This window comes from Marinibacterium profundimaris, from assembly GCF_002210095.1.
Lineage (GTDB): Bacteria > Pseudomonadota > Alphaproteobacteria > Rhodobacterales > Rhodobacteraceae > Marinibacterium > Marinibacterium profundimaris.
Genome location: NZ_AQQR01000004.1, coordinates 154,791 through 179,053, shown reverse-complemented (window position 1 = coordinate 179,053; position 24,263 = coordinate 154,791). Strand labels below are relative to the sequence as shown.

27 protein-coding genes are annotated in these 24,263 nt (G+C 68.0%); 18 read left to right on the top strand and 9 right to left on the bottom strand.

The features are described 5' to 3' along the window. Positions 1-133 precede the first annotated feature (133 nt). On the top strand, positions 134-688 hold the full coding sequence (locus ATO3_RS11920; RefSeq protein WP_088650088.1) for a YqgE/AlgH family protein: 555 nt from the start codon (positions 134-136) through the stop codon (positions 686-688). A gap of 181 nt (positions 689-869) precedes the next feature. On the opposite strand, the gene ATO3_RS11915 is transcribed toward ATO3_RS11920, so the two are convergent. Beyond that, positions 870-1,826, bottom strand: coding sequence for an L-threonylcarbamoyladenylate synthase (locus tag ATO3_RS11915; RefSeq protein WP_088650087.1), 957 nt, complete (start codon positions 1,824-1,826; stop codon positions 870-872). Between the two features lie 137 nt (positions 1,827-1,963). Here ATO3_RS11915 and ATO3_RS11910 point away from each other — a divergent pair, with 137 nt between their 5' ends. The 5 genes from ATO3_RS11910 to ATO3_RS11890 all read left to right on the top strand — a co-directional run bounded on the left by ATO3_RS11910 (position 1,964) and on the right by ATO3_RS11890 (position 6,451). Next, positions 1,964-3,676 carry an acyl-CoA dehydrogenase gene (locus ATO3_RS11910; RefSeq protein ID WP_088650086.1) on the top strand — a complete coding sequence of 571 codons (1,713 nt, stop codon included), beginning with the start codon at positions 1,964-1,966 and terminating at the stop codon, positions 3,674-3,676. Positions 3,677-3,879: 203 nt separating this feature from the next. Beyond that, a complete protein-coding gene (locus tag ATO3_RS11905) occupies positions 3,880-4,932 on the top strand; it encodes an MBL fold metallo-hydrolase (protein ID WP_088650085.1) in 1,053 nt (350 codons plus the stop codon). 116 nt (positions 4,933-5,048) lie between these two features. Then, positions 5,049-5,543 carry a DUF6173 family protein gene (locus tag ATO3_RS11900; RefSeq protein ID WP_088650084.1) on the top strand — a complete coding sequence of 165 codons (495 nt, stop codon included), beginning with the start codon at positions 5,049-5,051 and terminating at the stop codon, positions 5,541-5,543. Between the two features lie 136 nt (positions 5,544-5,679). Further along, entirely contained in the window at positions 5,680-5,814 is a 135-nt protein-coding gene (locus ATO3_RS11895) for an aa3-type cytochrome c oxidase subunit IV (RefSeq protein ID WP_088650083.1), read from the top strand. Positions 5,815-5,827: 13 nt separating this feature from the next. After that, positions 5,828-6,451 carry a hypothetical protein gene (locus ATO3_RS11890; RefSeq protein WP_088650082.1) on the top strand — a complete coding sequence of 208 codons (624 nt, stop codon included), beginning with the start codon at positions 5,828-5,830 and terminating at the stop codon, positions 6,449-6,451. Here ATO3_RS11890 and ATO3_RS11885 read toward each other — a convergent pair. Both ATO3_RS11885 and ATO3_RS11880 read right to left on the bottom strand, forming a co-directional pair. After that, the gene (locus ATO3_RS11885) at positions 6,425-6,763 is read right to left on the bottom strand and encodes an AzlD domain-containing protein (RefSeq protein ID WP_088650081.1); all 339 of its coding nucleotides are present in this window, start codon (positions 6,761-6,763) and stop codon (positions 6,425-6,427) included. The two genes, ATO3_RS11890 and ATO3_RS11885, sit on opposite strands and share 27 nt — an antisense overlap. Further along, complete coding sequence (locus ATO3_RS11880) at positions 6,760-7,479, bottom strand: AzlC family ABC transporter permease (protein WP_088650080.1); 720 nt, start codon at positions 7,477-7,479, stop codon at positions 6,760-6,762. The genes ATO3_RS11885 and ATO3_RS11880 overlap by 4 nt, the downstream gene beginning before the upstream one ends. Before the next feature lie 55 nt (positions 7,480-7,534). Between ATO3_RS11880 and ATO3_RS11875 the strand changes: the two genes are divergently transcribed. From ATO3_RS11875 to ATO3_RS11855, 5 genes are read left to right on the top strand one after another with little or no spacing between them, the layout of a single operon-like run. Further along, on the top strand, positions 7,535-8,419 hold the full coding sequence (locus ATO3_RS11875; protein ID WP_143747265.1) for a formate dehydrogenase accessory sulfurtransferase FdhD: 885 nt from the start codon (positions 7,535-7,537) through the stop codon (positions 8,417-8,419). Next, on the top strand, positions 8,416-8,895 hold the full coding sequence (locus ATO3_RS11870) for a hypothetical protein (protein WP_088650079.1): 480 nt from the start codon (positions 8,416-8,418) through the stop codon (positions 8,893-8,895). Before ATO3_RS11875 ends, ATO3_RS11870 begins: the two co-directional genes overlap by 4 nt. A gap of 8 nt (positions 8,896-8,903) precedes the next feature. Continuing rightward, positions 8,904-9,524, top strand: coding sequence for a molybdenum cofactor guanylyltransferase MobA (gene mobA, locus ATO3_RS11865; protein WP_088650078.1), 621 nt, complete (start codon positions 8,904-8,906; stop codon positions 9,522-9,524). Further along, entirely contained in the window at positions 9,521-10,012 is a 492-nt protein-coding gene (mobB, locus tag ATO3_RS11860) for a molybdopterin-guanine dinucleotide biosynthesis protein B (protein WP_088650077.1), read from the top strand. Before mobA ends, mobB begins: the two co-directional genes overlap by 4 nt. After that, positions 10,012-12,111: a molybdopterin-binding protein gene (locus ATO3_RS11855; protein ID WP_198963264.1), complete on the top strand. Its 2,100-nt coding sequence runs from the start codon at positions 10,012-10,014 to the stop codon at positions 12,109-12,111. Before mobB ends, ATO3_RS11855 begins: the two co-directional genes overlap by 1 nt. Positions 12,112-12,179: 68 nt before the next feature. Here ATO3_RS11855 and ATO3_RS11850 read toward each other — a convergent pair whose 3' ends face one another. Both ATO3_RS11850 and greA read right to left on the bottom strand, forming a co-directional pair. Next, positions 12,180-13,241, bottom strand: coding sequence for a hypothetical protein (locus tag ATO3_RS11850; RefSeq protein WP_088650075.1), 1,062 nt, complete (start codon positions 13,239-13,241; stop codon positions 12,180-12,182). Positions 13,242-13,294: 53 nt separating this feature from the next. Beyond that, positions 13,295-13,765 carry a transcription elongation factor GreA gene (greA, locus tag ATO3_RS11845; protein ID WP_088650074.1) on the bottom strand — a complete coding sequence of 157 codons (471 nt, stop codon included), beginning with the start codon at positions 13,763-13,765 and terminating at the stop codon, positions 13,295-13,297. 549 nt (positions 13,766-14,314) lie between these two features. On the opposite strand from greA, the gene ATO3_RS11840 reads away from it, so the two are divergent. From ATO3_RS11840 to ATO3_RS11830, 3 genes are all read left to right on the top strand, one after another. Then, positions 14,315-15,967, top strand: coding sequence for an electron transfer flavoprotein-ubiquinone oxidoreductase (locus ATO3_RS11840; protein WP_088650073.1), 1,653 nt, complete (start codon positions 14,315-14,317; stop codon positions 15,965-15,967). A 240-nt stretch (positions 15,968-16,207) separates the two neighbouring features. Beyond that, positions 16,208-17,944 (top strand): tetratricopeptide repeat protein, encoded by a 1,737-nt coding sequence (locus tag ATO3_RS11835; protein ID WP_088650072.1) that lies wholly within the window; start codon positions 16,208-16,210, stop codon positions 17,942-17,944. A 92-nt stretch (positions 17,945-18,036) separates the two neighbouring features. Continuing rightward, positions 18,037-18,870, top strand: coding sequence for a 4-(cytidine 5'-diphospho)-2-C-methyl-D-erythritol kinase (locus tag ATO3_RS11830; RefSeq protein ID WP_088650436.1), 834 nt, complete (start codon positions 18,037-18,039; stop codon positions 18,868-18,870). 121 nt (positions 18,871-18,991) lie between these two features. On the opposite strand, the gene ATO3_RS11825 is transcribed toward ATO3_RS11830, so the two are convergent. Further along, complete coding sequence (locus ATO3_RS11825; RefSeq protein ID WP_408630813.1) at positions 18,992-19,897, bottom strand: polyprenyl synthetase family protein; 906 nt, start codon at positions 19,895-19,897, stop codon at positions 18,992-18,994. Between the two features lie 147 nt (positions 19,898-20,044). On the opposite strand from ATO3_RS11825, the gene ATO3_RS11820 reads away from it, so the two are divergent. The 3 genes from ATO3_RS11820 to ATO3_RS11810 all read left to right on the top strand — a co-directional run bounded on the left by ATO3_RS11820 (position 20,045) and on the right by ATO3_RS11810 (position 21,325). Then, the gene (locus ATO3_RS11820; RefSeq protein WP_088650070.1) at positions 20,045-20,260 is read left to right on the top strand and encodes a putative signal transducing protein; all 216 of its coding nucleotides are present in this window, start codon (positions 20,045-20,047) and stop codon (positions 20,258-20,260) included. A gap of 12 nt (positions 20,261-20,272) precedes the next feature. Further along, positions 20,273-21,067, top strand: coding sequence for a tRNA1(Val) (adenine(37)-N6)-methyltransferase (locus tag ATO3_RS11815; RefSeq protein ID WP_088650069.1), 795 nt, complete (start codon positions 20,273-20,275; stop codon positions 21,065-21,067). A 93-nt stretch (positions 21,068-21,160) separates the two neighbouring features. Next, positions 21,161-21,325, top strand: coding sequence for a YdcH family protein (locus tag ATO3_RS11810; protein ID WP_088650068.1), 165 nt, complete (start codon positions 21,161-21,163; stop codon positions 21,323-21,325). Here the strand turns inward: ATO3_RS11810 and yddG are convergent. Together yddG and gcvA are read right to left on the bottom strand one after the other, a co-directional pair. Further along, positions 21,322-22,197 carry an aromatic amino acid exporter YddG gene (gene yddG / locus ATO3_RS11805; RefSeq protein WP_408630810.1) on the bottom strand — a complete coding sequence of 292 codons (876 nt, stop codon included), beginning with the start codon at positions 22,195-22,197 and terminating at the stop codon, positions 21,322-21,324. The two genes, ATO3_RS11810 and yddG, sit on opposite strands and share 4 nt — an antisense overlap. Then, complete coding sequence (gene gcvA / locus ATO3_RS11800; RefSeq protein WP_088650067.1) at positions 22,194-23,153, bottom strand: transcriptional regulator GcvA; 960 nt, start codon at positions 23,151-23,153, stop codon at positions 22,194-22,196. Before gcvA ends, yddG begins: the two co-directional genes overlap by 4 nt. Positions 23,154-23,269: 116 nt before the next feature. On the opposite strand from gcvA, the gene ATO3_RS28820 reads away from it, so the two are divergent. Next, positions 23,270-23,425 (top strand): hypothetical protein, encoded by a 156-nt coding sequence (locus ATO3_RS28820; RefSeq protein ID WP_158217952.1) that lies wholly within the window; start codon positions 23,270-23,272, stop codon positions 23,423-23,425. A 61-nt stretch (positions 23,426-23,486) separates the two neighbouring features. Here ATO3_RS28820 and phbB read toward each other — a convergent pair whose 3' ends face one another. Beyond that, a complete protein-coding gene (gene phbB, locus ATO3_RS11795; RefSeq protein WP_088650066.1) occupies positions 23,487-24,209 on the bottom strand; it encodes an acetoacetyl-CoA reductase in 723 nt (240 codons plus the stop codon). Between the last annotated feature and the right edge of the window lie 54 nt (positions 24,210-24,263).

The following is a 24,263-nucleotide window of genomic DNA, read 5'->3' as shown; positions in this document are numbered from 1 at the left end:
GCGCCATTCGCCGATTGCCGGATGCGGGGCCGGGCGGGGTTGCACCCGGGCGCCCGGGTCGCCATTCTCAAAGGGTGCGCTGCGATGCACGCGGCCCGCGACACGGCCGGAACCAGACGGCCGCAAGGAGACCATGGATCTTACCGGCACACTTCTGATCGCCATGCCGGGCATGGGGGATCCGCGATTCGAGCATTCGGTCGTGTTCCTGTGCAGCCACGGCGATGACGGTGCGATGGGGCTTATCATCAACAAGCCGGCGCGCGACGTGCGGCTGGCGAACCTGTTCGAACAGCTGGATATCGAACCCGTGGTCGGCGGTGTCGACGCGCCGGTCTTCTATGGCGGCCCGGTGGAGGGCGCCCGGGGCTTCGTGCTGCACACGCCGGATTATGCCTCGCGGCTGCATACGATGGCCGTCCCGCAGGGCTTTGCGATGACGGCCACGCTGGACGTGCTTGAAGACATCGCGCGCGGCGAGGGGCCGGCGAAATCGCTGATGATGCTGGGCTATGCCGGCTGGGGTCCGGGGCAGCTGGAAAGCGAGATCGTGCAGAACGGCTGGCTGACGGCCGAGGCGACGCCGGAGCTGGTCTTCGACCTGCCCGACGGCGAGAAATGGGGCGCGAGCCTGAAGGGGCTGGGGGTAGATCCCCTGAGCCTGTCGGCCAGCGCCGGACGGGCCTGATAGGGGCCAAGTTTCCAATACAAGTTTGAGAAAGGTGGCCGGGGCCGCGCGTCTGCTGTCGTGCCGGTGGCGAGGATGCGCCCGCGCGGGATTGCCGGTGTCGTGCCCGTGGTACGGTTGCCCGTGGCCAGTGTCGCAAAGGTGGCCGTGCGGCAGGCGGAGCAAGGGTGGAGAGCGGGGCCTAGCTGTCGCGCGGCGCGGCGGCGCGGCGGAGGCGGTCGTTGAGCGCGGCGCCAAGGCCGGTTTCGGGGATCGGGGCCACCGCGATGGGCCGCCCCGTGGTATCCAGCCGGTGCAGCATGTCGAACAGCCGCGCCGCCGCTTCCTGCGGATCGCCGGTCTCCGACAGGCTCATGTCGCCGCGCACCGCGCCGAAACCCAGCAGCAGCTCGCCCTCCCGCGCCTCCTGCGCGTTCAGGCGGACGGCCGCGCGCGGCGCGTAATGCGACGCCAGCTGCCCGGGCGCCGAGGGCAGGTCCCCCGCGACGGGCCGCGTCAGCGGCGTGGCGAGCGCGGCCTCGATGGCCTCGCTCGCCACCCCTCCGGGTCTCAGAAGCACGGGCGCCCCGCCCGGGTCTTCGCCGACGATGGTCGATTCGATCCCCACGCCACAGGCCCCTCCGTCGAGAACCGCGGCGATCCGGCCCGACAGCCCGTCCAGCACGTGATCCGCCGTGGTCGGGCTGATCCGCCCCGAGGGATTGGCCGAAGGCGCCGCAACCGGCCCGCCGAAGGCGCGCAGCAGGGCCTGCGCCGCATCGCCCGCCGGCACCCGCACGCCCAGCGTCGGCAAGCCCGCCGTCACGATGGAGGCGATCCCGTGCCCCTCGCGCAGGGGCAGCACCAGCGTCAGCGGACCGGGCCAGAATTCCGCCGCCAGCCGCTCGGCCTGGTCGGTGAAATGCACCAGCTGCCGGGCCGCCCGAAGATCCGCGACATGCACGATCAGGGGGTTGAAGGCCGGCCGTCCCTTGGCCGCGTAGACCCGTGCCACGGCGGCCCCGTTGCGCGCATCGGCACCCAGCCCGTAGACCGTCTCGGTCGGGAATGCGACGCTTTCGCCCGCCGCCAGCAGGGCCGCGGCGCGGGCAATCCCGGCGTCATCCGCGAAAAGACGTTCCGTTACATCGCTGTCCATGACGCCGCGTTCGAGTGTCCGGGGACCTCTGTCCCACTTGGATTGGTGAAGATTTCGCTACATACCTGTGGACGAGGATGGTGCCAAGCCCGGACCGGAGGAGGGTCCTGGCCCAGCAAACCGGAGGAAGAAGAGACATGCCATACCGCGCCCCCGTTGCCGATATCCAGTTCCTGCTGACCCATGTGGTCGGCTACGACCAGGTTGCATCCACCGACCGCTTTGCAGAGGCCGACGCCGACGTGGCCGCCGCCATCCTCACCGAGGCCGCCAAGCTGTGTGACGAGGTCATGGCCCCGCTGCAACGCAACGGCGATCTGCATCCCGCGCGGCTGGAAAACGGTGTCGTGCGCACCTCGCCCGGCTTCGGCGAGGGGTGGGCCGCGATCGCCGAGGGCGGATGGGTCGGCATGTCCGGATCGCCCGATTACGGCGGCATGGGCCTGCCGATGACGCTGGCTGCCGCCGTCAACGACATGATGTCGGGCGCCTGCCTGTCGCTGCAACTCGCCCCGCTGATGTCGCAGGGCCAGATCGAGGCGCTGGAGCATCACGCCTCGGACGCGCTGAAGGACCTCTACCTGCCCAAGCTGATCTCGGGCGAATGGACCGGCACGATGAACCTGACCGAGCCGCAGGCCGGGTCGGACGTGGGTGCGCTGAGTTCCAAGGCCGAGCCGAACGGCGATGGCACCTACGCGATCACCGGGCAGAAGATCTACATCTCCTGGGGCGACAACGATTTCACCGACAACGTCTGCCACCTGGTGCTGGCGCGGCTGCCCGACGGGGTGCCGGGGACGAAGGGGATCTCTCTGTTCCTGGTGCCGAAATACATCCCGGACGAGAACGGCAACCCGGGCAAGGCCAATGACCTCAAGGTCGTCAGCCTCGAGCACAAGCTGGGCCTGCACGGCTCGCCCACCTGCGTGATGCAATACGACGGCGCCACCGGCTGGCTGGTGGGCGCGGAGCACGGCGGCATGGCGGCGATGTTCACCATGATGAACAACGCGCGCCTCGGCGTCGGCTGCCAGGGCATCGGCTCGGCCGAGGGCGCGTACCAGCACGCGCTGGCCTATGCGCTGGAGCGCAAGCAGGGCAAGACGCCGGTCAGCGGGACCGGCACCATCGCCGACCATGCCGACGTGCGCCGCATGCTGATGACCATGAAGGCCGAAACCTTCACTGCCCGTGCCATCGCGCTGTCCTGCGCCGTGGCGATCGACCTTGGCAATGCCACCGGCGAGGCCGAGTGGAAGGCCCGCGCCGCGCTGCTGACGCCGATCGCCAAGGCCTTTGGCACCGACACCGGCAACGAGGTCAGCCAGATGGGCCTGCAGGTCCATGGCGGAATGGGCGTGATCGAAGAGACCGGCGCGGCGCAATATGCCCGCGACGTGCGTGTCACCGCGATCTACGAAGGCACCAACGGCATCCAGGCCATGGACCTCGTCGCGCGCAAGATGATGGACGGGGGCGAGGCCGCCATGCGCCTGATCGACGAGATCCAGGCCCAGGCCGAGCGCGCCCGCGCCACCATGCCGGACCTGGCCGAGCCGGTCTGGGAGGCCGCCGAGACCCTGCGCGAGACCACAGAATGGCTCGTCGAGCAATCCGACATGACCCAGCGCTTCGCCGGCGCCGTGCCCTACCTGCGCGGCTTCGCCCGGGTGCTGGGCGGGCATTACCACCTGGCCGCCGCGCTGGCCGATGCCGATGGCCCGCATGCGGCGCTGGCGCGCTTTTACATTGCGCGGCTGCTGCCGGATCACGCCGGTCAGCTGGCGCATACGCGCGCCGGGGCCGACGGGCTTTACGCGCTGGGGGTCGACGACCTCGCCGCCTGACGTAAGGGCCCGCGCCGGATGCCGGGGCGGGCCTTTGCATAACCGGGCCATGGAACCTGCCCGTTCGACGCCCGGCCGCATCTCCGGCAAGACCGCACGCGACAGACAATCTGCACGACACAATCTGCACGACCCGAGACCCTCCAGAGAGCCAGCCGCCGCCAGCCACCTAAGGGCCCCGATCCGCAGCCGAAAGCCATCCCATGAACCGTATCGCCGAAGCCGCCCTGCAGACCTATCCTTGGCCCGATCCCCCCGGCCGGGGCGAGGGGATCGAGGTGGCACCGGGTGTTCTGTGGATGCGACTGCCGCTGCCGATGCGGCTGGATCACGTGAATGTCTATGCGCTGGACGACGGCGATGACGGCTGGACCCTCGTGGACACGGGGTTCGACACGCGTCTGACCCGCGAGATCTGGGAGGCGCTGTTCGCCGGGCCGCTGGGCGGGCGGCCTGTGCACCGGGTGCTTGTGACCCATCACCACCCCGACCACGTGGGCCTGGCCGGCTGGATCGCGGGCCAGACGGGCGCAGAGCTTGTCACCACGCGCACCGCCTACCTGATGGCGCGGATGCTGACGCTCGACACGCAGGAGAGCCTGGCCGGGGAAACGCTGGCCTTCTACCGCTCTACCGGCATGCGCCCCGACCTGCTGGAGAAGCGGAAGGCGGAACGCCCGTTCAACTTCTCGGACGTGGTGGCGCCGCTGCCGCTGGGCTACACCCGGATCCGGCAGGGCGACGTGATCCGCGTCGGCGGGCGCGACTGGGACGTGCATATCGGCAACGGCCACGCGCCCGAACACGCCACGCTCTGGAGCCGCGACGACAATCTCGTGCTGGCCGGCGACCAGATCCTGCCCTCGATCAGCCCCAACATCGGGGTCTACGCGACCGAACCCATGGCCGATCCTGTGGGCGAATGGCTGGAGGCCTGCGAACGGCTGCAGGCGCTGGCGCGGCGCGATCACCTTGTGCTGGGCGGGCACAAGCTGCCCTTCACCGGGCTGGAAACCCGGATGCGCCAGCTGATCCAGAATCACCACGGCGCCCTGCGCCGGCTGGAAGCGCACCTCATTGAGCCCAAAAGCGCCGCTGAATGCTTCCCGCCTCTGTTCAAGCGTGAGATCGGCGAGGGCGAATACGGGCTCGCGCTGGTTGAAGCGGTGGCCCATGTGAGCCATCTGTTCCAGCAGGGGCGCGCCACGCGTCAGATGCGGGACGACGGCGCCTGGGTCTACCAGCGCCGGGGCTGATCCGCTCACGCACCGCCAAACCGGGAACCCACCGCATCCCGGCCCCGTTGACGACAGGGCAGGCGTTGTGGGCAGGCTTCCCCGACAGGGCACGAGCAGAAAAGGACGCCGCAGGCATGGACCTCAGCCGAGACACCGACAGCACGGAACCGAAGACCGGTGGCCAGGATCCCGACTCCGCCATCCCGCGCCGCCACGAGGTGCATTGCTCTGACGAGGCGCGGCCGCCCTCGACGGTGCCGGAGACGCTGAAAAAGCCGGTCGACGCCAAGAGCCCGGCGCGGTGGGCCTATGAACGGCTGGTGGTCTACCTGAAGAATTTCGAGGAGCAGCTGAACGCCGACCAGGAGGTCGCCATGGGCTTTGCCGGCAGCGATGCCGGCGTGCTGCGAATCGAGGGGATGGGCTATTTCGATCCCGATATCGTCACCTTCTACGGCGCCGATGCCAGCGGCGCGCGGACCCAGCTGATCCAGCATGTCAGCCAGCTGAACGTGCTGTTGCGGGCCACGCCCCGTCCGACCGAGGACGAGCCACCCGTGCGCATCGGCTTTCGCCTTGCCGCCGACCTAGAAGACGACAGCGCGGACGGCGGGACGGACAAGCCCTAGGCGCGGAAACCGGGGCGCTTGCGCAACAGCGCGCCGCCAGCCCCCCGGCACCTGGCCCCGCGCAGAATTGTCATCGTGACAGCGGCGCCGGGATCCGGTAATCGCTGAAAGACCCTATTTTCGAGGAGGCTCCGCCATGGCCGAACACAAGCTTGGATCGATGGACATCGAAGTGCAGGAAAAGACTTTCGACGGCTTCATGTCCTTCGTCAGCAAGACCGTCGTCTGCATTCTTGTCCTGCTGGTCCTCATGGCCATCTTCATCATCTGACGGGATCGCTCCCTTGCGCCTGACCCTGACATGCGTGGCGCTTCTGGCCGCGCTCTCTGCCTGTTCCGCCATCGCTCCAAGCGCCAGCGACGAAGAGATCGCGGCCGTCGCCTTTCGCAACGACGGTCCGGCCTCGGTCACGCTGATGACCGTGATCAACACAAGCTCGGGGTCCGGCGCGCATTCGGCGCTTCTGATCGACGGGCCGCAACGGGTGATCTTTGATCCCGCCGGATCGTTCGAATATGACCCGATCCCGGAGCGCAACGACGTGCTCTTCGGGATCACCCCGCGCAACGAGCAGATCTACAAGAGCTCGCACGCCTCGGAAAAGCGTTACATCCAGCTGCAGACCATCCCCCTGACCGAAGAACAGGCGGCGGTGGCCTACCAGACGGCGGTGAACTGGGGCGCCTCTCCGGCGGCGCATTGCACCACGGCGACCTCGGGCGTTCTGAAATCCATCCCCGGCCTGCAAAGCATCCAGAGCACCTGGTATCCGCGCAAGCTGGCCGAGCAGGTCTCGCGTATTCCCGGTGTCCGCGAGGAGATCTACTCTGAAGGTGGCACCGAGTCGGTGCAGGAAGCCGTCGCGGCGCTGGACGAAGAGCTACGCCAGCAGCGCTGGCAGCAGTAACACCGCAGCCCCGGCGAACACCGCCGGGAGCACCGAGCGCGTCAGGTAGCCCACGGCAAGGGTGGCCAGCGCGGCGCAAAGCTTCACCGGATCCGTCTGCCCGTCGTTGGATTGCGGCCAGATCACCAGCGGCGTCACCAGCGCCGGCAGGATCGTGACGGCCGTGTAGCGCAGCAGCCGCAGCATCCAGCGCGGCAGCGGCCGGTCTCCGACGAAACCCAGGAACAGGAAGCGCAGCCCGAAGCTGCCCAGGGCCAGCCCGATGATCACCGTCCAGAGGACGGCATCGCTGAAATGCTGTTCCGGTGTCATAGCAGCCGCCCCGTGCGTTTCTCGATCTCGGCCTCGACCACGGCGCCGGTGATCATGCCGGCGATCCCGGCGATGATCAGGCCAAGGTTATGCGGCACCCCGGCGGTCAGGATCGACACGGTGATCGCCACGAAGGCCGCCGCCATGTGGGCCGGCGTGCGCAACATCGTCGCGGTGATGGCGATGAAGGCGATAGGCACGGCGAAATCCAGCGACCAGGTCTCGGGGATTCGCCCGCCCACCAGGGCGCCGAGCAGGGTCATGCCAACCCAGAGCGGCGCGATGATGATGTTCGTTCCCCAGAAATAGGCCCATTTCTCGGCGATGCTCATGTCGGGCTTGTTCTCGAATTCGACGATCGACAGGGCATAGGACTGGTCCACGATGAAGAAGGACCCGAACGCCCGTTGCCACATCGGCACGGCGCCCATGTGCGGTGTCAGCGCGGCGGAATACATGGCGCAGCGCAGGTTCACCGCCAGCGCCGAGACCAGCACGATCAGCGTGGGCGCGTTATCCTCGAGCAGCTGCAGCGCGGTGAACTGCGCCGCGCCGGCGAAGACCGCGATCGAAAAGGAGAAGGATTCGAGCACATGCAGCCCGGCCTCGGAGGCGACGACGCCGAACAGCAGGCCGAAGGGCCCGGCCACGAAGATGAACGGCAGGCTGTTGCGCGCGCCTCGCCACAGGGCGCGATTGGTGGTGGAGGATGTCATGGGTAGACTCTAGACTGTGCCCGACTTGGGTAACGGTGAATGCGGGAGGACGCAATTGGGCAGGCAGGAGGATATATCGGAATTCGTGATCGCTCCGGATCCGAAGGCGCCGGGGCTGACCCGCGCCGTGACCGGGCTTGACCAGGCCGGACAGCCCACCGAGATCTCCGTGGTCGAGGAGCGTCCGCTGACGATCTACCTGAACCGGCAGGAAATCGTGACCGCCATGACTATCGGCGATTACCCCGAATACCTGGCGCTGGGATTTCTGAAGAATCAGGGCATGTTGCTGGCCGATGACGTGATCACCGGCGTCGATTACGACGACGAGATCGAGACCGTCGTGGTGCGCACCGAACGCCAGACCGGCTATGAGGAAAAGCTGCAGAAAAAGACGCGGACCTCCGGCTGCGCCGTGGGCACCGTCTTTGGCGACATGATGGAGGGGCTGGAGGGCGTGACCCTGCCGGCGACCCCGGTGAAGACCTCGTGGCTTTATGCGCTGGCGGCGCGGATCAACCGGACGCCGTCGCTGTACCTTGAGGCCGGGGCGATCCATGGCACGGTGCTGTGCCAGGAGGACCGCCCGCTGGTCTACATGGAGGACGTGGGCCGCCACAACGCCGTCGACAAGATCGCCGGCTGGATGCTGAAACATGGCGTCGGGCCCCAGGACAAGATCCTGTACACCACGGGCCGGCTGACGTCGGAGATGGTGATCAAGACGGCGATGATGGGCATTCCGGTGCTAGCCTCGCGCTCGGGCTTCACCGCCTGGGGCGTGGAGATCGCGCGCGATGTGGGCCTGACGCTGATCGGGCGGATGCGCGGCCAGCGCTTTGTCTGCCTTGCCGGAGACGACCGGCTGGTGCGCGACGTCGATCCCGCCTCGATCCCCGAGGAGGGACGCAAGCACAGGCGCAAGAGTGCCGGCGAATGAACACCGGTCTGCTTCTTGGCCTGTTCCTCGGCGCGGCTTTCCTGCTGTGGGCAGGGTCGCTGGCGCTGTTCTGGATCGTGTTCCGGTCGTGGCAATACACGGTCGATGCGATGTCGCGCTGCCCGGCGCCGGTGCTGCGCCGGCTGAACTGGCCGGTGCTGTCGCCCTTCGACGAAGGCGCGGTGGCCGACATGCCGCGCACGCAATCCATGGCGCTGCAGGCGCGGGTCTTCATCTTTGACCTGCCCGGCGATTGCCCGGCGGACGCACGCCGCTATGCCCGCCGCTTCCGCTGCGCCGTGCTGGCGCTGACGGTGGTGCTGAGCGGGCTGACGGTGGCGGTGTGCTGGCTGGAACCGGCGTTGCTGAAGGCGGGGCGGGTGTTCTTTGCCGCGTTGCTGGGGTGGGGGCTGCTGCATGTGGCGCTGTTGTTCCGCTGGCGGTTGTGGCCCGGTCAACAGGCGGTGGATGCATGAGTTCAGACATGTCGAAGACCGCCGGCGTGATCCTGGCCGGTGGCCTCGCGCGCCGCATGGGCGGCGGGGACAAGGGCCTGCTTGAGCTGGGCGGGCAGCCGATCCTGCGCCACGTGATCGACCGGCTGTCGCCGCAGGTGGGCGCGCTGGCGCTGAATGCCAATGGCGATCCACAGCGCTTCGCGGCCTACGGCCTGCCGGTGGTGGCCGACAGTATCGAGGGCTTCGCAGGCCCGCTGGCCGGCGTGCTCGCCGGGCTGGACTGGGCGGCCGGGCAGGGGGCGGAGGCCATCGTGACCGCGGCCGCCGACACGCCCTTCTTCCCGCGTGACCTCGTCGCGCGCCTGAACGCCTGCGCCTCGGGACAGGAGCACCCGCTGGTGCTGGCGGCCACCCCGGACCCCGAGCGCGGTCGCGTGCGGCACCCGACCTTCGGTCTCTGGCCCGTGGCCCTGCGCGACGACCTGCGCGCGGCGCTGGAGGGGGGCCTGCGCAAGGTGGTGCTGTGGACCGATGGCCATGACGGGCGCGAGGCCCTCTTCGAGGACGGTCCGCCCGATCCCTTCTTTAACGTGAATACGCCCGAGGACCTGGCCACGGCCCGGGCACTGATGGAGCGCACCACATGAGGATCTACGGTGTCGTCGGCTGGAAGAACGCCGGCAAGACAGGCCTGATGGAACGCCTGGTGACCGAGATCACCGGCCGCGGGATCACCGTATCGACGGTCAAGCACGCGCATCACACCTTTGACGTGGATCACCCCGGCAAGGACAGCCACCGTCACCGGACCGCCGGCGCGTCCGAGGTGCTGCTGGCCTCGCGCAACCGCGTGGCCGTGATGCAGGAGCTGCGCGACGGGCCCGAACCGCCGCTGGCGGAGCTGCTCCAGCGTCTGCAGCCCGTCGATCTGGTGCTGGTCGAAGGCTACAAGCGCGACGCCCATCCCAAGGTCGAGGCCCACCGCGCCGTCACCGGCAACCCGCTGATCGCGCCCGAGGATCCGACCGTCCGCGCGGTGGCCAGCGACGTGCCGCTGACGCTGGACCGCCCGGTCTTCGACCTGAACGACACCGCCGCGATCGCCGATTTCATCCTGGCCGAGGTGGGGCTTTGATGTTCGACACCTTCGCCATGGTCGACTGGTCGGGGGGAAATGACACCGGCCCCGAGGAGCGCAAGGATGCGATCTGGGCCTGTATCGCGCGGGGCGGGATCGCGGAACCGCCCAAGTACCTGCGCAACCGGCAGGTGGCCGAGGACTGGCTGGCCGGACTGATCGAGGCGGAAGCCCTCGCGGGGCGCCGGCTCTGCCTGGGGTTCGATTTTCCCTTCGGGTATCCGCAGGGCTTTGCCAGGGCGCTGACCGGGTCGGCGGATCCGCTGGGGGTCTGGGCCTGGATCGAAGCGCGGCTGCAGGACGGACCCAGGGCCAACACCCGGTTTGACCTGGCGGGCGAGATCAACCTCGCCTTGGGCGGTGGCAAGGGGCCGTTCTGGTTCAACGGGCTGGGGCGCGAGATCGACGGGCTGACCCGCACCCGCGACGGCTATGCCAATCCCTTCCCCGAGCGCCGCGCGGCGGAGGAGCGGGCGAAGGGCACCTTCACCTGCTGGCAGATGGGCGGCGCGGGCGCCGTCGGCGGGCAGGTGATGACCGGGCTCGCCGTGCTGCAGCGGCTGCGGCGGCGCTTTGCCGGACAGGTCGCCGTCTGGCCGTTCGAGCCGCTCGACCGTCCGGTCGCCTTTGTCGAGATCTGGCCCTCGCTGCTGGAGCAGGTGGTGAAGGCGCGCACCGGGCCCGGGGATATCCGCGACGCGGTGCAGGTGCAGGTCGTGGCCGAAGCCCTGTCGCGCCTCGCCCCGGCGCAGCTGCAGGAGATGCTGGACATCGACGCGCCCGAGGAGGGCTGGATCCTGGGGCTGGGGCACGAGGATGCGCTGGCAACAGCTGCCGGAGCCCTGCAGCCGCCGCCCCTGCGCAACGATTGTTTCGCCCTGCCGGCGGGTGTCGACTGGACCCCGGTCGACGCGGCGCTGGCGCTGCTGCGCGAGCGGCTGAGGCCTGTGACCGGCGGCGAGACGCTGGATGTCACGGCCGCGTTGGGGCGCGTGCTGGCCGGGCCGGTGACGGCGCGGCGGTCGAACCCGCCGCTGCCCAACACGGCGGTGGATGGCTATGGCTTTGCCGGGCCGGCACCCGAAGGACCGCAGGCGCTGCCGCTGGCCGAGGGTCGCGCGGCGGCCGGGCTGGCCTTTGACGGCGTGGTGCCACCGGGCCATGCGCTGCGGATCCTGACCGGCGCGGCGCTGCCCGAGGGCGTGGATACCGTGGTGCTGGACGAGGACGTCTCGGTCGGGCAGGGGCAGGTGGCGTTTCACGGGCCGCTGAAGCGCGGCGCCAATACTCGCAAGGCGGGCGAGGACGTGGCCGAGGGGGACGAGATCCTGCCCGAGAGCCGGGTTCTGACCCCGGCGGACCTGGCGCTGCTGTCGGCGGTGGGCGTGGGGCAGGTGCGCGTGCGCGCGCCGCTGAAGGTGGGTGTGCTGTCGACCGGCGACGAGATCGTCGACCCGGGCGGGGCGGCGGCGCCGGGGCAGATCTACGACGCCAACCGTCCCATGCTGCTGGCGATGCTGGAGCGCTTCGGCTTTGTCCCCGTGGACCTGGGCCGCGTGCCGGACGATCGCGCCACCCTGCGTGCGCGGCTGGATACGGCGGCGGGCGAGGTGCAGGCCGTGCTGACCAGCGGCGGCGCCTCGGCGGGGGACGAGGACCATGTCTCGGCGTTGTTGCGCGAGAGCGGGGCGCTGGCGGAATGGCGGATCGCGCTGAAGCCGGGGCGGCCGCTTGCGCTGGGGATGTGGGACGGTGTGCTGCCGGTCTTCGGCCTGCCGGGCAATCCGGTGGCGGCGATGGTCTGCACGCTGATCTTCGCGCGGCCCGCGCTGGGGCTGCTGGCCGGGCGCGGCTGGGAAGAGCCGTGGAGCGTCGAGGTGCCGGCGGCCTTTCAGAAAAACAAGAAGCCGGGGCGGCGGGAATACCTGCGCGCGCGGCTTCGCGACGGGAAGGCAGAGGTCTTCAAGTCCGAGGGATCGGGGCGGATCAGCGGGCTCAGCTGGGCCGAGGGGCTCGTGGAACTGGGCGACGGCGGACGCGAGGTGAAGCCGGGCGACATGGTGCGGTTCCTGCCGTTCCCGGCCTTCGGGTTGTGACGGGCGAGAAAATTCGCCGAATTTTCTGGACCGGGCCCTGGTGACATCGCCGGGGCCCGGCGAGACCCTCAGTCGAAGGTGCCCGCCACCCGGCCCAGCAGCATGAAGGCGCGCGCGGTGCGGGTGTCGCCGAGCGCTTGGATGTCGGCATCCGTGGCCTCTGCCTCGAATTCCGCGAACATGTGGTCGAACTTGCGCAGGAAGTGATGCGCCGCGTCGCGGAAGATCGGGTCCTGCTTCATGCGGGCCGCCGTCAGCGCCAGCGATGACCGGTCGCGCACGCCGCCCAGGGACGCCACGGCCCGGCCGCGCACGCCGTGGGCGAACTGGCGCCAGACGTCGGGCCTGGCCTGATCGGGGCGCAGGTCGTCCATGTAGATGCCTTCCTGGCTGAGCAGTGTCAGCACGTCCTGGCTCGCCTGGATCAGCTGCGCGGACTTGCGGTCGCGCAGGGCGCGGCGCAGGGCGGCAAAGCCCTCCTGGTCCTCTGCCGTTTCCGGGAAGTTCAGTGCGCGGATGAAATCCGACACCGGCGGCGGCGGCTCCAGTGCCTCGGCCGGGGTGCCGAGCGCCAGCAGTGCCTGGCCGTCCTCGGCCGGGGCCGGCGCGGCGGGGGCAGGCGCTGGCGCAGCAGGGGGGGGCGCGGCAGGGGGAGGCGCACCGCCGGGCTCGCGGTCGCGCACGGTGTGGAACATGGTCAGCGCGGTTTCGGCCTTGCGCGTGGCTTCGGCGATCTCGTCCAGCTTCTTCTGGATCGAGGCATCGGCCGAGGACGTGCCGCGCTGGTTCTGCGCCATGTAGGCCTGTCGGATCGCGTCGATCGCGGTCTGCAGCCGCAGGCTTTCCTCGCGCATCACCCGGCTGGCCCGCGCCGCCGTCGCAGCGACCCAGATCATGCCCACCGGCAGGAAGATCGCGAGGATGGACATGAGGAACCGCAGCGTGTCGACCGCGGTCCCGTCCTCCTCGGGCACGAACAGGAAGAACAGCAGCGTCGCACCCAGCCACACCAGGGTGAGCGCGATGGCCGCGATTTCGATCCCCGTCACCTGAGGCGGACGGGGCCGGTCGTAAAGCCCCAGCGGCGTGGAGCGTGCGGTTTCGAAGTCTGAAGGCGTCGGTCCGGTCATGGCCGTTTCCTGTCACTGGCTACCATGCGGCCCGGCCTGCACGAACGGCAGGCTCAGACATAGGAGATGGTCAGGACCTCGTAGGATTTCTCGCCACCCGGGGTGCGCACCTCGACGCTGTCGCCCTCTTCCTTGCCGATCAGGGCGCGGGCGATCGGGGATTTGATGTTGAGCAGGCCCTTCTCGATATTGGCCTCGTGCTCGCCCACGATCTGCCAAGTCTTTTCCTGGTCGGTGTCCTCGTCGACCAGCGTCACCGTGGCGCCGAACTTGATCGGGCCCGAAAGCTTGGCCGGGTTGATGACCTCGGAGAGGCTCAGCACGCCTTCGAGCTCCTTGATCCGGCCTTCGATGAAGGACTGCTTCTCACGCGCGGAATGGTATTCGGCATTCTCGCTGAGGTCGCCATGCTCGCGCGCCTCCGCAATGGCGGCGATGATGGCAGGACGCTCGACAGCCTTCAGCTGCTTCAGTTCGGCTTCTAGGGCGGCATAGCCCTTGGGCGTCATCGGGATCTTGTCCATTAGGTCCTGTCCTGGAATTGCGTCATGTTCAGCCTTGGTCCGACCCGGTTTCGAGCCAATGCCGATTAGCATTGCCACGGGATAGCGGAAACGCAAGGGGCGATCAATCGGGCAGCGACAGGCCCGGGCGGCGGGTATCCGCGCGCCGGTTTTGCCGGCGGCCGGGGGCCCGACGCCAGGGGCGCGGCGGTCCGGCGGCGCACCACAACGCCGCGCCGGGCCGACGTGACGGTGGGCGCCCGGGCAGATGGGACGGACCGGTCTGTCGGCAAGACTTCGCGCCCCAAACCGGCGGCTGGCCGCGCCTTTTGTGCCGTCCTGAACGAATCTGCGCATTCGGGGGGTGTCATTGCCGCGGCGCATTGTAACCCAATGTGCGGCGCGCGCCCGGCCACGGGGCGCAAAGAAGGCGGACATGATCCGCGCGCCTTACGTCGCAACGGCGCAGGTTGCCATTGATCCTTGGTCCTGCCAGAACATCGTCCGAGCAAGATAATGTCGCGCGGTCCGGTGACGGACGCGCCCATACGCCACGGGGGATCAGCCAGTATGGCCGAGATTGAACGCGAAGCAATGGAAGTGGACGTCGTCATCGTTGGGGCCGGCCCGGCCGGCCTTTCGGCGGCGATCCGGCTGAAGCAGCTGGACGAGGATCTTGCCGTCGTGGTCTTGGAGAAAGGCTCCGAGGTCGGTGCGCATATCCTGTCGGGTGCGGTGCTGGATCCCTGCGGGCTGGATGCGCTGATCCCCGACTGGAAGGAGAAGGGCGCGCCGCTGAACGTGCCGGTCAAGGACGACAACTTCTACATGCTGGGCGAATCCGGCGGCATCCGCATCCCCAACTGGCCGATGCCGAAGCTGATGAACAACCACGGCAACTACATCGTCTCGATGGGCAATGTCTGCCGCTGGATGGCCGAACAGGCCGAGGCTCTCGGGGTCGAGGTGTTCGCCGGCATGTCCTGTTCCGAGCTGGTCTATGACGAGGCCGGCGGCGTGAAGGGCGTGGTTGCGGGTGAATTCGGCCGCAACCCGGACGGCACCCCTGGCCCGAGCTACGAGCCGGGGATGGAGCTTCACGGCAAGTATGTCTTCCTGTCCGAAGGCGTGCGCGGCTCGCTCGCCAAGGAGGTGATCGAGAAATACGATCTGTCGGAAGGCCATGAGCCGCAGAAATTCGGCCTTGGCATGAAAGAGATCTGGGAGATCGACCCGGACAAGCACAAGGAAGGGTCGGTCACCCATACGATGGGCTGGCCGCTGGGCAGCAATGCCGGCGGCGGGAGCTTCATCTATCACCTTGATAACAATCAGGTCTACGTGGGTTTCGTCGTCCACCTGAACTACAAGAACCCGTACCTGTATCCCTACATGGAATTCCAGCGGTTCAAGCATCACCCGATGGTGGCCGAGCTGCTGAAGGGCGGCAAGCGCATCGCCTATGGCGCGCGGGCGATCTCGGAAGGGGGCTACCAGTCGATGCCGAAGATGGTGGCGCCGGGCGTGGCGTTGCTGGGCTGTTCGGTGGGCATGGTCAACGTGCCGCGGATCAAGGGTAACCACAACGCGATGCTTTCGGGCAAGGCCGCGGCGGAGGCCGCCCATGCGGCGCTGCAGGCGGGCCGGTCGGGCGACGAGCTGACGGATTACGAGACCGAGGTGCGCACAGGCGCGATCGGGCAGGACCTGAAGAAGGTGCGCAACGTCAAGCCGCTGTGGTCGACCTATGGGCTGCAGGCCTCGCTGGCGCTGGGGGGCTTCGACATGTGGACCAACGAGCTGTTCGGCGTGTCGCTGTTCGGCACGATGAAGCATGGCGAGAACGACGCCCAGGCCACGCGCCAGGCCTCGGGGTTCGAACCGATCGATTATCCGAAGCCGGACGGCAAGCTGAGTTTCGACCGGCTGACCAACGTCAGCTTCTCGATGACGAACCACGAAGAAGATCAGCCCTGCCACCTGAAGCTGAAGGACAAGAACGTCCCCATCGCGGTGAACCTGCGGGCCTATGCCGAGCCGGCGCAGCGCTATTGCCCGGCCGGCGTCTACGAGGTGGTCGAGGAAGAGGGCAAGGAGCCGCGCTTCGTGATCAACTTCCAGAACTGCGTCCATTGCAAGACATGCGACATCAAGGATCCCAGCCAGAACATCGTCTGGACGGTCCCGCAGGGCGGAGACGGGCCGAATTATCCCAACATGTGACGGGGATGTAGGGTGGGGTTTTACCCCACCGATGCTCGGGTGGCGGTGGGGTAAAACCCCACCCTACATTAGCGGCCATGCCCGGGCGCCGGTCGGGCCGGGCAGCGGCGTGGGCCGGGTCGCGCGCTGAACGGGCCGGCGAGTCACCGGCGTGGCAGAAATGCGCAGATGTGATGCAACTGCGCCACTGTGGCCATTGCACGCCGCCCTGCGATCCCATAGCCTCCGTCGCATCAAATAATGAGGCAGTCTATCGTGAGTGTGTTGACCTTGTCCCGCGCGGCGATCGCGGGCCTTCTGATGGGGGCCGTGGCGCCCCAGATCGCCCCCGCCGAAACCGCCGCAGGCGCCTACCTCGCCGGCCGCGTCGCGCTGTTCAACAGCGACTTCGACGAGGCCGCCGCCTATTACACCCGGGCCCTGACCCGGGATGCGGCCAATCCCGGGCTGATGGAACATGTGGTCACCGCACAGCTTGCGCTTGGCCGGATCGATGCGGCCCTGCCCGTCGCCAGCCGCATGCAGGAGCTTGGCCTGGAAAGCCAGATGGCCAACATGGTCATCATCGCCGACCTGATCGACCAGGGCAAATTCGAGGCGCTGCTGGATCGCGCCACCCCCGAACAGGGTGTAAGCCCCCTGGTCGACGGGCTGATGCTGGGCTGGGCGCATATGGGCGCCGGCTCTGTCAGCCAGGCGCTGGAGCAGTTCGACGCGGTCGCCGACGACAACGGCCTGCGCGGTTTCGCCATGTATCACAAGGCGCTGGCCCTGGCCTCGGTCGGGGATTTCGAGGGGGCCGAAGCGATCTTCGCCGACACCTCCGACGGCACCGCCGTCCTGTCGCGCCGCGGCGCGCTGGCCTATGCCGAGGTCCTGTCCCAGCTGGAGCGCGACGGCGATGCCGCCGACATGCTGCGCGACGCCTTCGGCCCCGGCGCCGACCCGGCGGTGAGTGACCTGATCATGCGGCTCGACGCGGGCGAGACGCTGCCCTTCACCCATGTCCGTTCCGCCCGCGACGGCATGGCCGAGATCTTCTTTTCCATCGCCGTGCTGCTCAGCGGCGAGAACGCGTCGGATTACGGGCTGATCTACGCGCGCATGGCCCATCACCTGCGTCCCGACCACATCGACGCGCTGCTGCTCTGCGCCGAGCTGCTGGACGATGCCGGCCAATACGACCTGTCGGTCGAGATCTACAAGCAGGTGCCCAAGGACAGCCCCGATTTCCACGCCGCCGAACTGGGCCGGGCCGAGGCCCTGCGCCGTGCCGGCAAGCCCGATACGGCGATCGAGGTGCTGGAACGGCTCGCGGTCGACTACCCCGGGCAGGCCTCGGTTCAATCCGCGCTCGGCGGGCTGTTCCGCGAGCAGGAGGATTACGCCTCGGCCGCCGGCGCCTATGACCGCGCGCTGGAGCTGACACCGGAGAACGGGCGCAACCGCTGGTTCCTGCTGTATGCCCGGGGCATCGCCCATGAACGGCTGGATCACTGGGATCAGGCCGAGGCCGATTTCCGTGCCGCGCTGGAGCTGAACCCAGACCAGCCGCAGGTGCTGAACTACCTCGGCTACTCGCTGGTCGAAAAGCAGGAGAAACTCGACGAGGCGCTCGACATGATCAAGCGCGCCGTCGCCTCGCGTCCCGACAGCGGCTATATCGTCGACAGCCTGGGTTGGGTGCTCTACCGCCTTGGCCGCTACGAAGAGGCCGTGGGCCACATGGAGGACGCGGTGTCGCTGATGCCGGTCGACGCGGTGGTCAACGATCACCTCGGCGATGTCTACTGGGCCGTGGGCCGCCGGATGGAGGCCGAGTTCCAGTGGCGTCGCGCGCTGTCCTTCGTCGACCCGACCGACGCCGATTCCGAGGCCGATCCCGAGCGCATCCGCCGCAAGCTGGAGGTCGGGCTGGACAGGGTGCTCGAGGAAGAGGGCGCGCCGCCGATCTCCGTCGCCAATGACGGGGGCTGAGGCCGCGCTGCGCTGATCCGGTCCCGACGGCCGCCCGCCCGGGCGCCGGGCCCTTGCCCGTATCGAAAGACATGTTCACAGAACGGCCCCCGATGCCCGAACCCCTTGTCGAGGTCTTCGCTCCGGCCAAGATCAACCTGTCGCTTCATGTCACCGGCCAGCGCGCCGACGGCTATCACCTGCTTGATTCCCTTGTGGTCTTTGCCGGCGTGGGCGACAGCATCGCCGTTGCGCCGTCCGACAGCCTGTCGCTGACCATCGACGGACCCGAGGCCGCGGGCCTGGCCGCGGGTCCCGACAACCTGGTGCTGCGCGCCGCGCGCTTCCTGTCCCCGGACCGGGGCGCCGCGATCCGCCTGACAAAACGCCTGCCGCTGGCCTCCGGGATCGGCGGCGGCTCGGCCGACGCGGCCGCCACGCTCCGCGCCCTGTCGCAGCTCTGGGATATCCCTCTGCCAGAGCCTTCGGCCACGGCCCGGATCGGCGCCGATGTCCCGGTCTGCCTGCTGGGCCGCAGCTGCCGTATGGAAGGCATCGGCGACCGCCTGTCGCCCACGGCCCTTCTGCCGCCGATGGAGATCCTGCTGGTCAATCCGCGCGTCGCCGTGCCCACCGGCGCGGTCTTCGCCGGGCTCTCGCGCAAGGACAACCCGCCGATGCCGGGGTCCCCGCCGTCGGACCCTTCGGCCTTCGCCGCCTGGCTTTCCGCCCAACGCAACGACCTCGCGCCGCCGGCAATCGCCTGCGCACCCGAGATCGCCGAAACTCTCTCCGCCCTGGCGGATCTGTCCCCGATCCACCACGCCATGTCGGGCTCCGGTGCCACCTGCTACGCGCTCTTGCCTCCGGGGCAGGCCGCCTTGGCGCGGGACGTCATCCGCAGCACACGGCCCGACTGGTGGTGCGCGCACGCGCCTCTCCTCTGAGCCCCGGACGCAACGTGCCTCTCAGGGGCCAGAGGCCCGGTCTTCTTTTAGTAGAAATACCTTCGGGGAGGGCGGCATCGGATCAAGCAGGATGGCGACGACAAAGCCCCCGAAAATCCGGTCAGCTCAGCCGCGACACCACGTAATCCGCCAGATCCGACAGCATCTCGCGCAGCGGGTGCTCGGGCAGCACCTCCAGCGCCTCGCGGGCCGTCCGCGCCCAGGCCTCGGCCGTCAGCCGCGTGTCTTCCAGCGTGTCATGGGCCCGCATCAGCTCCATCGCCGTGTCCAGGTCGCCCTCGTCCTGCTGGCCCTTCTCGATCGTGCGCTGCCAGAAGGCCCGCTCCTGCTCGGACGCCAGCGCCACCGCGCGGATCACCGGCAGGGTCAGCTTTCGCTCGCGGAAATCGTCGCCCACGTTCTTGCCCGTGGACGAGGCATCTCCGACGTAATCCAGCAGGTCATCCGCGATCTGAAAGGCGATCCCCAGCGCGTCGCCATAGGCGCGCAGCGCATCGACCTGCTCTTCCGGGGCGCCGGAAATCACGCCGCCGACCTCGCAGGCCGCCGCGAACAGCGCCGCGGTCTTGCCGCGCACCACCTGCAGATAGACCTCTTCGGTCGTCTTCAGGTCCTGCGCCGCGGTCAGCTGCAGCACCTCGCCCTCGGAAATCGTGGCCGAGGCGTTGGACAGGATTTCCATCACCCGCATCGACCCGGTTTCGGTCATCAGCTGGAAGGACCGCGCAAAGAGATAGTCGCCCACCAGCACCGAAGACTTGTTGTCCCACAGCAGGTTGGCCGTCGGCCGCCCGCGCCGCTGGGCGCTTTCGTCGACCACGTCGTCATGCAGAAGCGTGGCGGTGTGAATGAACTCCACCGTGGCGGCCAGCTTCACATCCGCGTCGCCCTGGTGGCCGCACAGCTTCGCCGCCGCCAGCGTCAGCATGGGCCGCAGCCGCTTGCCGCCGGCCTCGACCAGGTGCTTGGTGATCTCGGGAATGCGGGGCGCGTGTTCCGACACCATCCGGTCGCGGATCAGACGGTCCACGGCGCGCATCTCGTCGCTGAGAGCGTCGGCAAGCCGATCATGCGGTTTCGATAGTGTGACCTGGTCCATGACGCCTTTGCTACACGGCTCGACAAGTCCGACCCGTGCCCTTAGATCCATCTCATGAAGGAACTTCTGCGCACCACCGACCCGACGATCATGGCGTTCGCATCCGCCCTCCTTGCCGGGGAGGATATAGAGTGCTTTCAGATCGACGTAAATATGAGCGTCCTCGAAGGCGGGATCGGTGTTTTTCCGCGCCGGCTCATGGTCCGCGAGGAGGAATACGAGGCCGCGCTGACGGTGATCACCGACAACGGCATCGACACCGGGCAATAGGGCGGCCGCGGCATGCAGGATGACGCGCCCGGATTTGCCGACGAGGATCTGAGCCGCGATGCCTTTCTAGGCGGCAAGCTCCTCTTGTTGCAGCCGAAATCCGGCTATCGCGCCGGTGTGGACCCGGTTCTTCTGGCCGCGTCCGTGCCCGCAAGGTCCGGCGAGTCGGTGCTTGACCTGGGCTGTGGGGCAGGGGCGGCGGCACTGTGCCTGGGCACAAGGGTGCCGGGGCTGAGGCTGACCGGGCTGGAATTGCAGCCCGCCTATGCCGATCTGGCGGGCCGAAACGCCGCAGGCGCGGGTCTTCAAATGGAAGTGATGACGGGCAACCTCGCATCGCCCCCGCCCGCGCTGCGGCAGCTGGCCTTTCACCACGTCATCGCCAACCCGCCCTATTTCGATCCCGCCGCCAGCATGGCCGCCGCCGATCCGGGCCGGGGCAGCGGGCGGGCGGAGGCGGTGCCGCTCTCGGCCTGGATCGACTGTGCCGCCCGCCGCCTGCGGCCGCGCGGCTACCTGCACGTGATCCAGCGGATCCAGCGTCTGCCCGATCTTCTGGCCGCCGCAACGGCCGCCCGGCTGGGCGCGATCGAGGTCCTGCCGCTGGCCGCCCGCACCGGCCGCGCCCCCGAACACGTGATTTTCCGCGCCCGGAAGGACGGGCGGACGCCCTTCAGGTTGCATTTCCCCCTGATTCTCCACCATGGCGAGAAACACCTGTCCGACAGCGATGACTACAGCCCGATCATTTCCGGCGTCCTGCGGGACGGCAAAATCTTGCCCTGGCCCGGCCGAAAAATGCTTTGATTCTCGTGTGTGACAATTTTGCTAAGACATACGCGTGACAGGTGAAGCGATTTGTGCTGCGATGATGGGGCCCGACAGAAAAGGAGATCCTGTATGACTCTCAGCACGCATGTTTCTGAACTGAAGCGGAAGCACCAGACCCTGAGCAAGAAGGTCGAAGAGGCGCAGCGTGCGCCAAGCATCGACGGCCTGCAGATCGCCGAACTCAAGAAGCAGAAACTGAAGCTGAAAGAGGAAATCGAGCGCCTTTCGACCTAACGTCGCACGCTCGCGCGGGCTGCGGTCAGCGCGCCTCCGGTAATCAGGAGGGTCGCGAGGGCCAGTGACCAGCCCGGGTCCGCCGCACCGACAAGAACCAGTATCAGCGTGGACAGAAGCGGGGCGGCATAAGAGCTTGTTCCCAGAAGCTGGATGTCGCCCTGCTTCACCCCGATGTCCCACACGTAGAAGGCCAGCCCCACGGGTCCGAGCCCAAGCCCGATCGTCGCCAGCCAGGCGCCCGGGCTGCCGGGCCAGACCGTGGGTTCCAGCATCAGGTGCAGCCCCGCCGACAGTACGGCAGTGGCCAGGCAGAAGATTGCGACCGAGGCTGTCGGTGCCGTGCCGATGCGGCGCGACAGGACCGAATAGCTTGACCAGGTTAGCGCGCAGAGCAGCGCCAGCAGGTAGCCGGGCAGATGCGCCGGATCAAAGCCTCTGGCCCCGCCCGAAATCAGCAGAGCGGCGCCGGCAAAGCCCAGCAGCCCGCCGATGATATGGCCGGCGCGCAGCCGCTCTCCGGGCAACAGGCCCGAGAACAGGATGATCAGCAGGGGCCAGAGATAGGCGATCAGCCCCGCCTCGGCCGCGGGCGCCAGCCGCAGCGCCGAGAAGTAGAGCGCGTGGTAGCCGAACAGCCCGATCGTGCCAAAGATGTAGACCCGCGCCCGAACCTGCCGCAGCTGGCCGAACCCGCCGGTGGCCGCAAGCCAGATCAGCCCCAGCGCCCCGCCGATGGCAAAGCAGATCGCGTTCAGCAGCAGCGGCGGCGTGGGCGCGGATCCGACGGTCAGGACCGCCAGCAGCGCCCAGAGCAGGACGGCGATGAAGCCGATCAGGGTGGCTTGCCGGCGGGGTATCGCGGATGTCATGTGGAAGGCAGGTCCCGCGGCACATCTTCGGAGGGGATGATCGTCAGCGTGTCGGACACGGCCGAGGTCTTGTCAATCTCGGAGAGGATCCAGTCGCGGAAGGCGGCGATGGCCGGGCGCGTTTCGTTGCCTTTGGGGCAGATGAACCGGAAATGCGTGGGCGGTTTCAGCGCGATGCCATAGGGCGCGACCAACCGGCCCTCGTGCAGTTCCTTGATCACCATGGATCGGCGCCCCAGCGTCACGCCGGCCCCGGCGAGAGTCGCATCGACCGCATGGTCGGACTGGCTGAAATGGGTCGCGCCCTCCGGCCGGTGCGAAATCCCAACGGCGCGGAACCAGGCGGCCCAGTCGCAGGGCGGATCCACGAAATCCAGCGCGTCGTCCACCAGCAGGGGCGCCTTGGTCAGGCTCTCCGGTGTGGGGTAGAGTTCGGCCATCTCCGGCAGCATGACCGGGGTGACCCATTCGAAGGCCAGCGGCACCGAATACGTCTGGTCATCCGGTCCCCGGCGCAGGCGGATCGCCACGTCGATCGCGTCACGCTCGAAATCGGTCGGGCGCAGGCTGGCCGAGAAGCGCAGCTCGATCTCGGGATGGGCGCGGGCGAATTCGTAGAACCGCGGCGCCATCCAGCGCGCGGTAAAGGCCGGCCCGGCGGTGACGGTCAGCGTGTGGTTGTTGCCCACACGGCCCGCGTCGCGCCACGCTGCCTGAAGCGAACGGAACCCTTCGGCGGTGCCGGGGGCCAGCACGCGCCCGGCCTCGGTCAGTTCGACCGCCCGGTTGAGGCGCCGGAACAGGGGCTGGCCAAGGTGTTCCTCCAGCGTCTTGATCTGAAAGGAAAGAGCGGCGGGGGTCACACCGACTTCTTCGGCGGCGCGCGCGAAGGACATATGACGCGCGGCGGCATCGAAGGCGCGAAGGGCCTTCAGGGGCGGCAGTCTCGTAGGCATTTTTCAGTTAAGCTCACCTTGTCTGAAGGTCGCTAAAGTTTCGTTTGTAAAAAATACCACATACCACCAAATAGGGTCCTGAGGGAGACAGGAACACACACAGGAAAGTCGAAAAGATGAGCACTTCCAGCACCGCAAATCACCAGTTCCACGGCACCTTCGGCGGTGAGAACACCTGGACCTTCGGTCAGCTCCTCCGGGCCTTTGTAAACACGATCACCTCTTCGGACTGGTCGCGTCGTGGCCCCGGTGCCATCCGGTGGGCAAACTGACGCCCGAAGGCGTCAGCCCAGAATGTGCAGACATGCATGACAGACACGCACGGCGGATGGTTCAGACGAAGAACTGACCGCCGTTTGCCGATATGGTGGACCCGTTGATGAAGCCCGCGTCGTCCGAGGCCAGGAAGGCCACGCACCGCGCGATTTCTTCGGGTTCGCCCAGTCGGCCGGTCGGGATCTGGCCGATGATGGCGTCCCGCACCTTTTCCGGCACGGCCATGACCATGTCGGTGGCGATGTAGCCCGGGCAGATCGCGTTCGCGGTGATTCCCTTGGCCGCGCCTTCCTGAGCAAGCGATTTCACGATTCCCAGGTCACCGGCCTTGGTCGCGGCATAGTTCACCTGCGCGAATTGCCCCTTCTGACCATTGATCGACGAGATCACGATCACCCGGCCGAAGCCGCGCTCGCGCATGCCGGGCCAGAGCGGGTGGACGGTGTTGAACACGCCGGTCAGGTTGGTGTCGACCACCTGGTGCCATTGTTCCGGTGTCATCTTGTGGAACGGCGCGTCGCGGGTGATGCCGGCATTGGCGACCACCACGTCGATCGGGCCAAGATCCGCCTCGACCTTGGCGATGCCGGCGGTCGATTCCTCGTAATCGGCGACATTCCACTTGTAGGTCTTTATCCCGGTCTCTTCGGTGAACTTGGCGGCTGCCTCGTCATTGCCGGCATAGCTGGCAGCGACAGAGTAACCCGCGTCCTTCAGGGCTTTTGAAATGGCGGCACCGATCCCTCGGGATCCGCCGGTGACAAGGGCCGTACGCGACATTTATGGTCTCCCTCCACTTTCCTCACGAAATCTTCCTACACGCGCAAAGTGGAT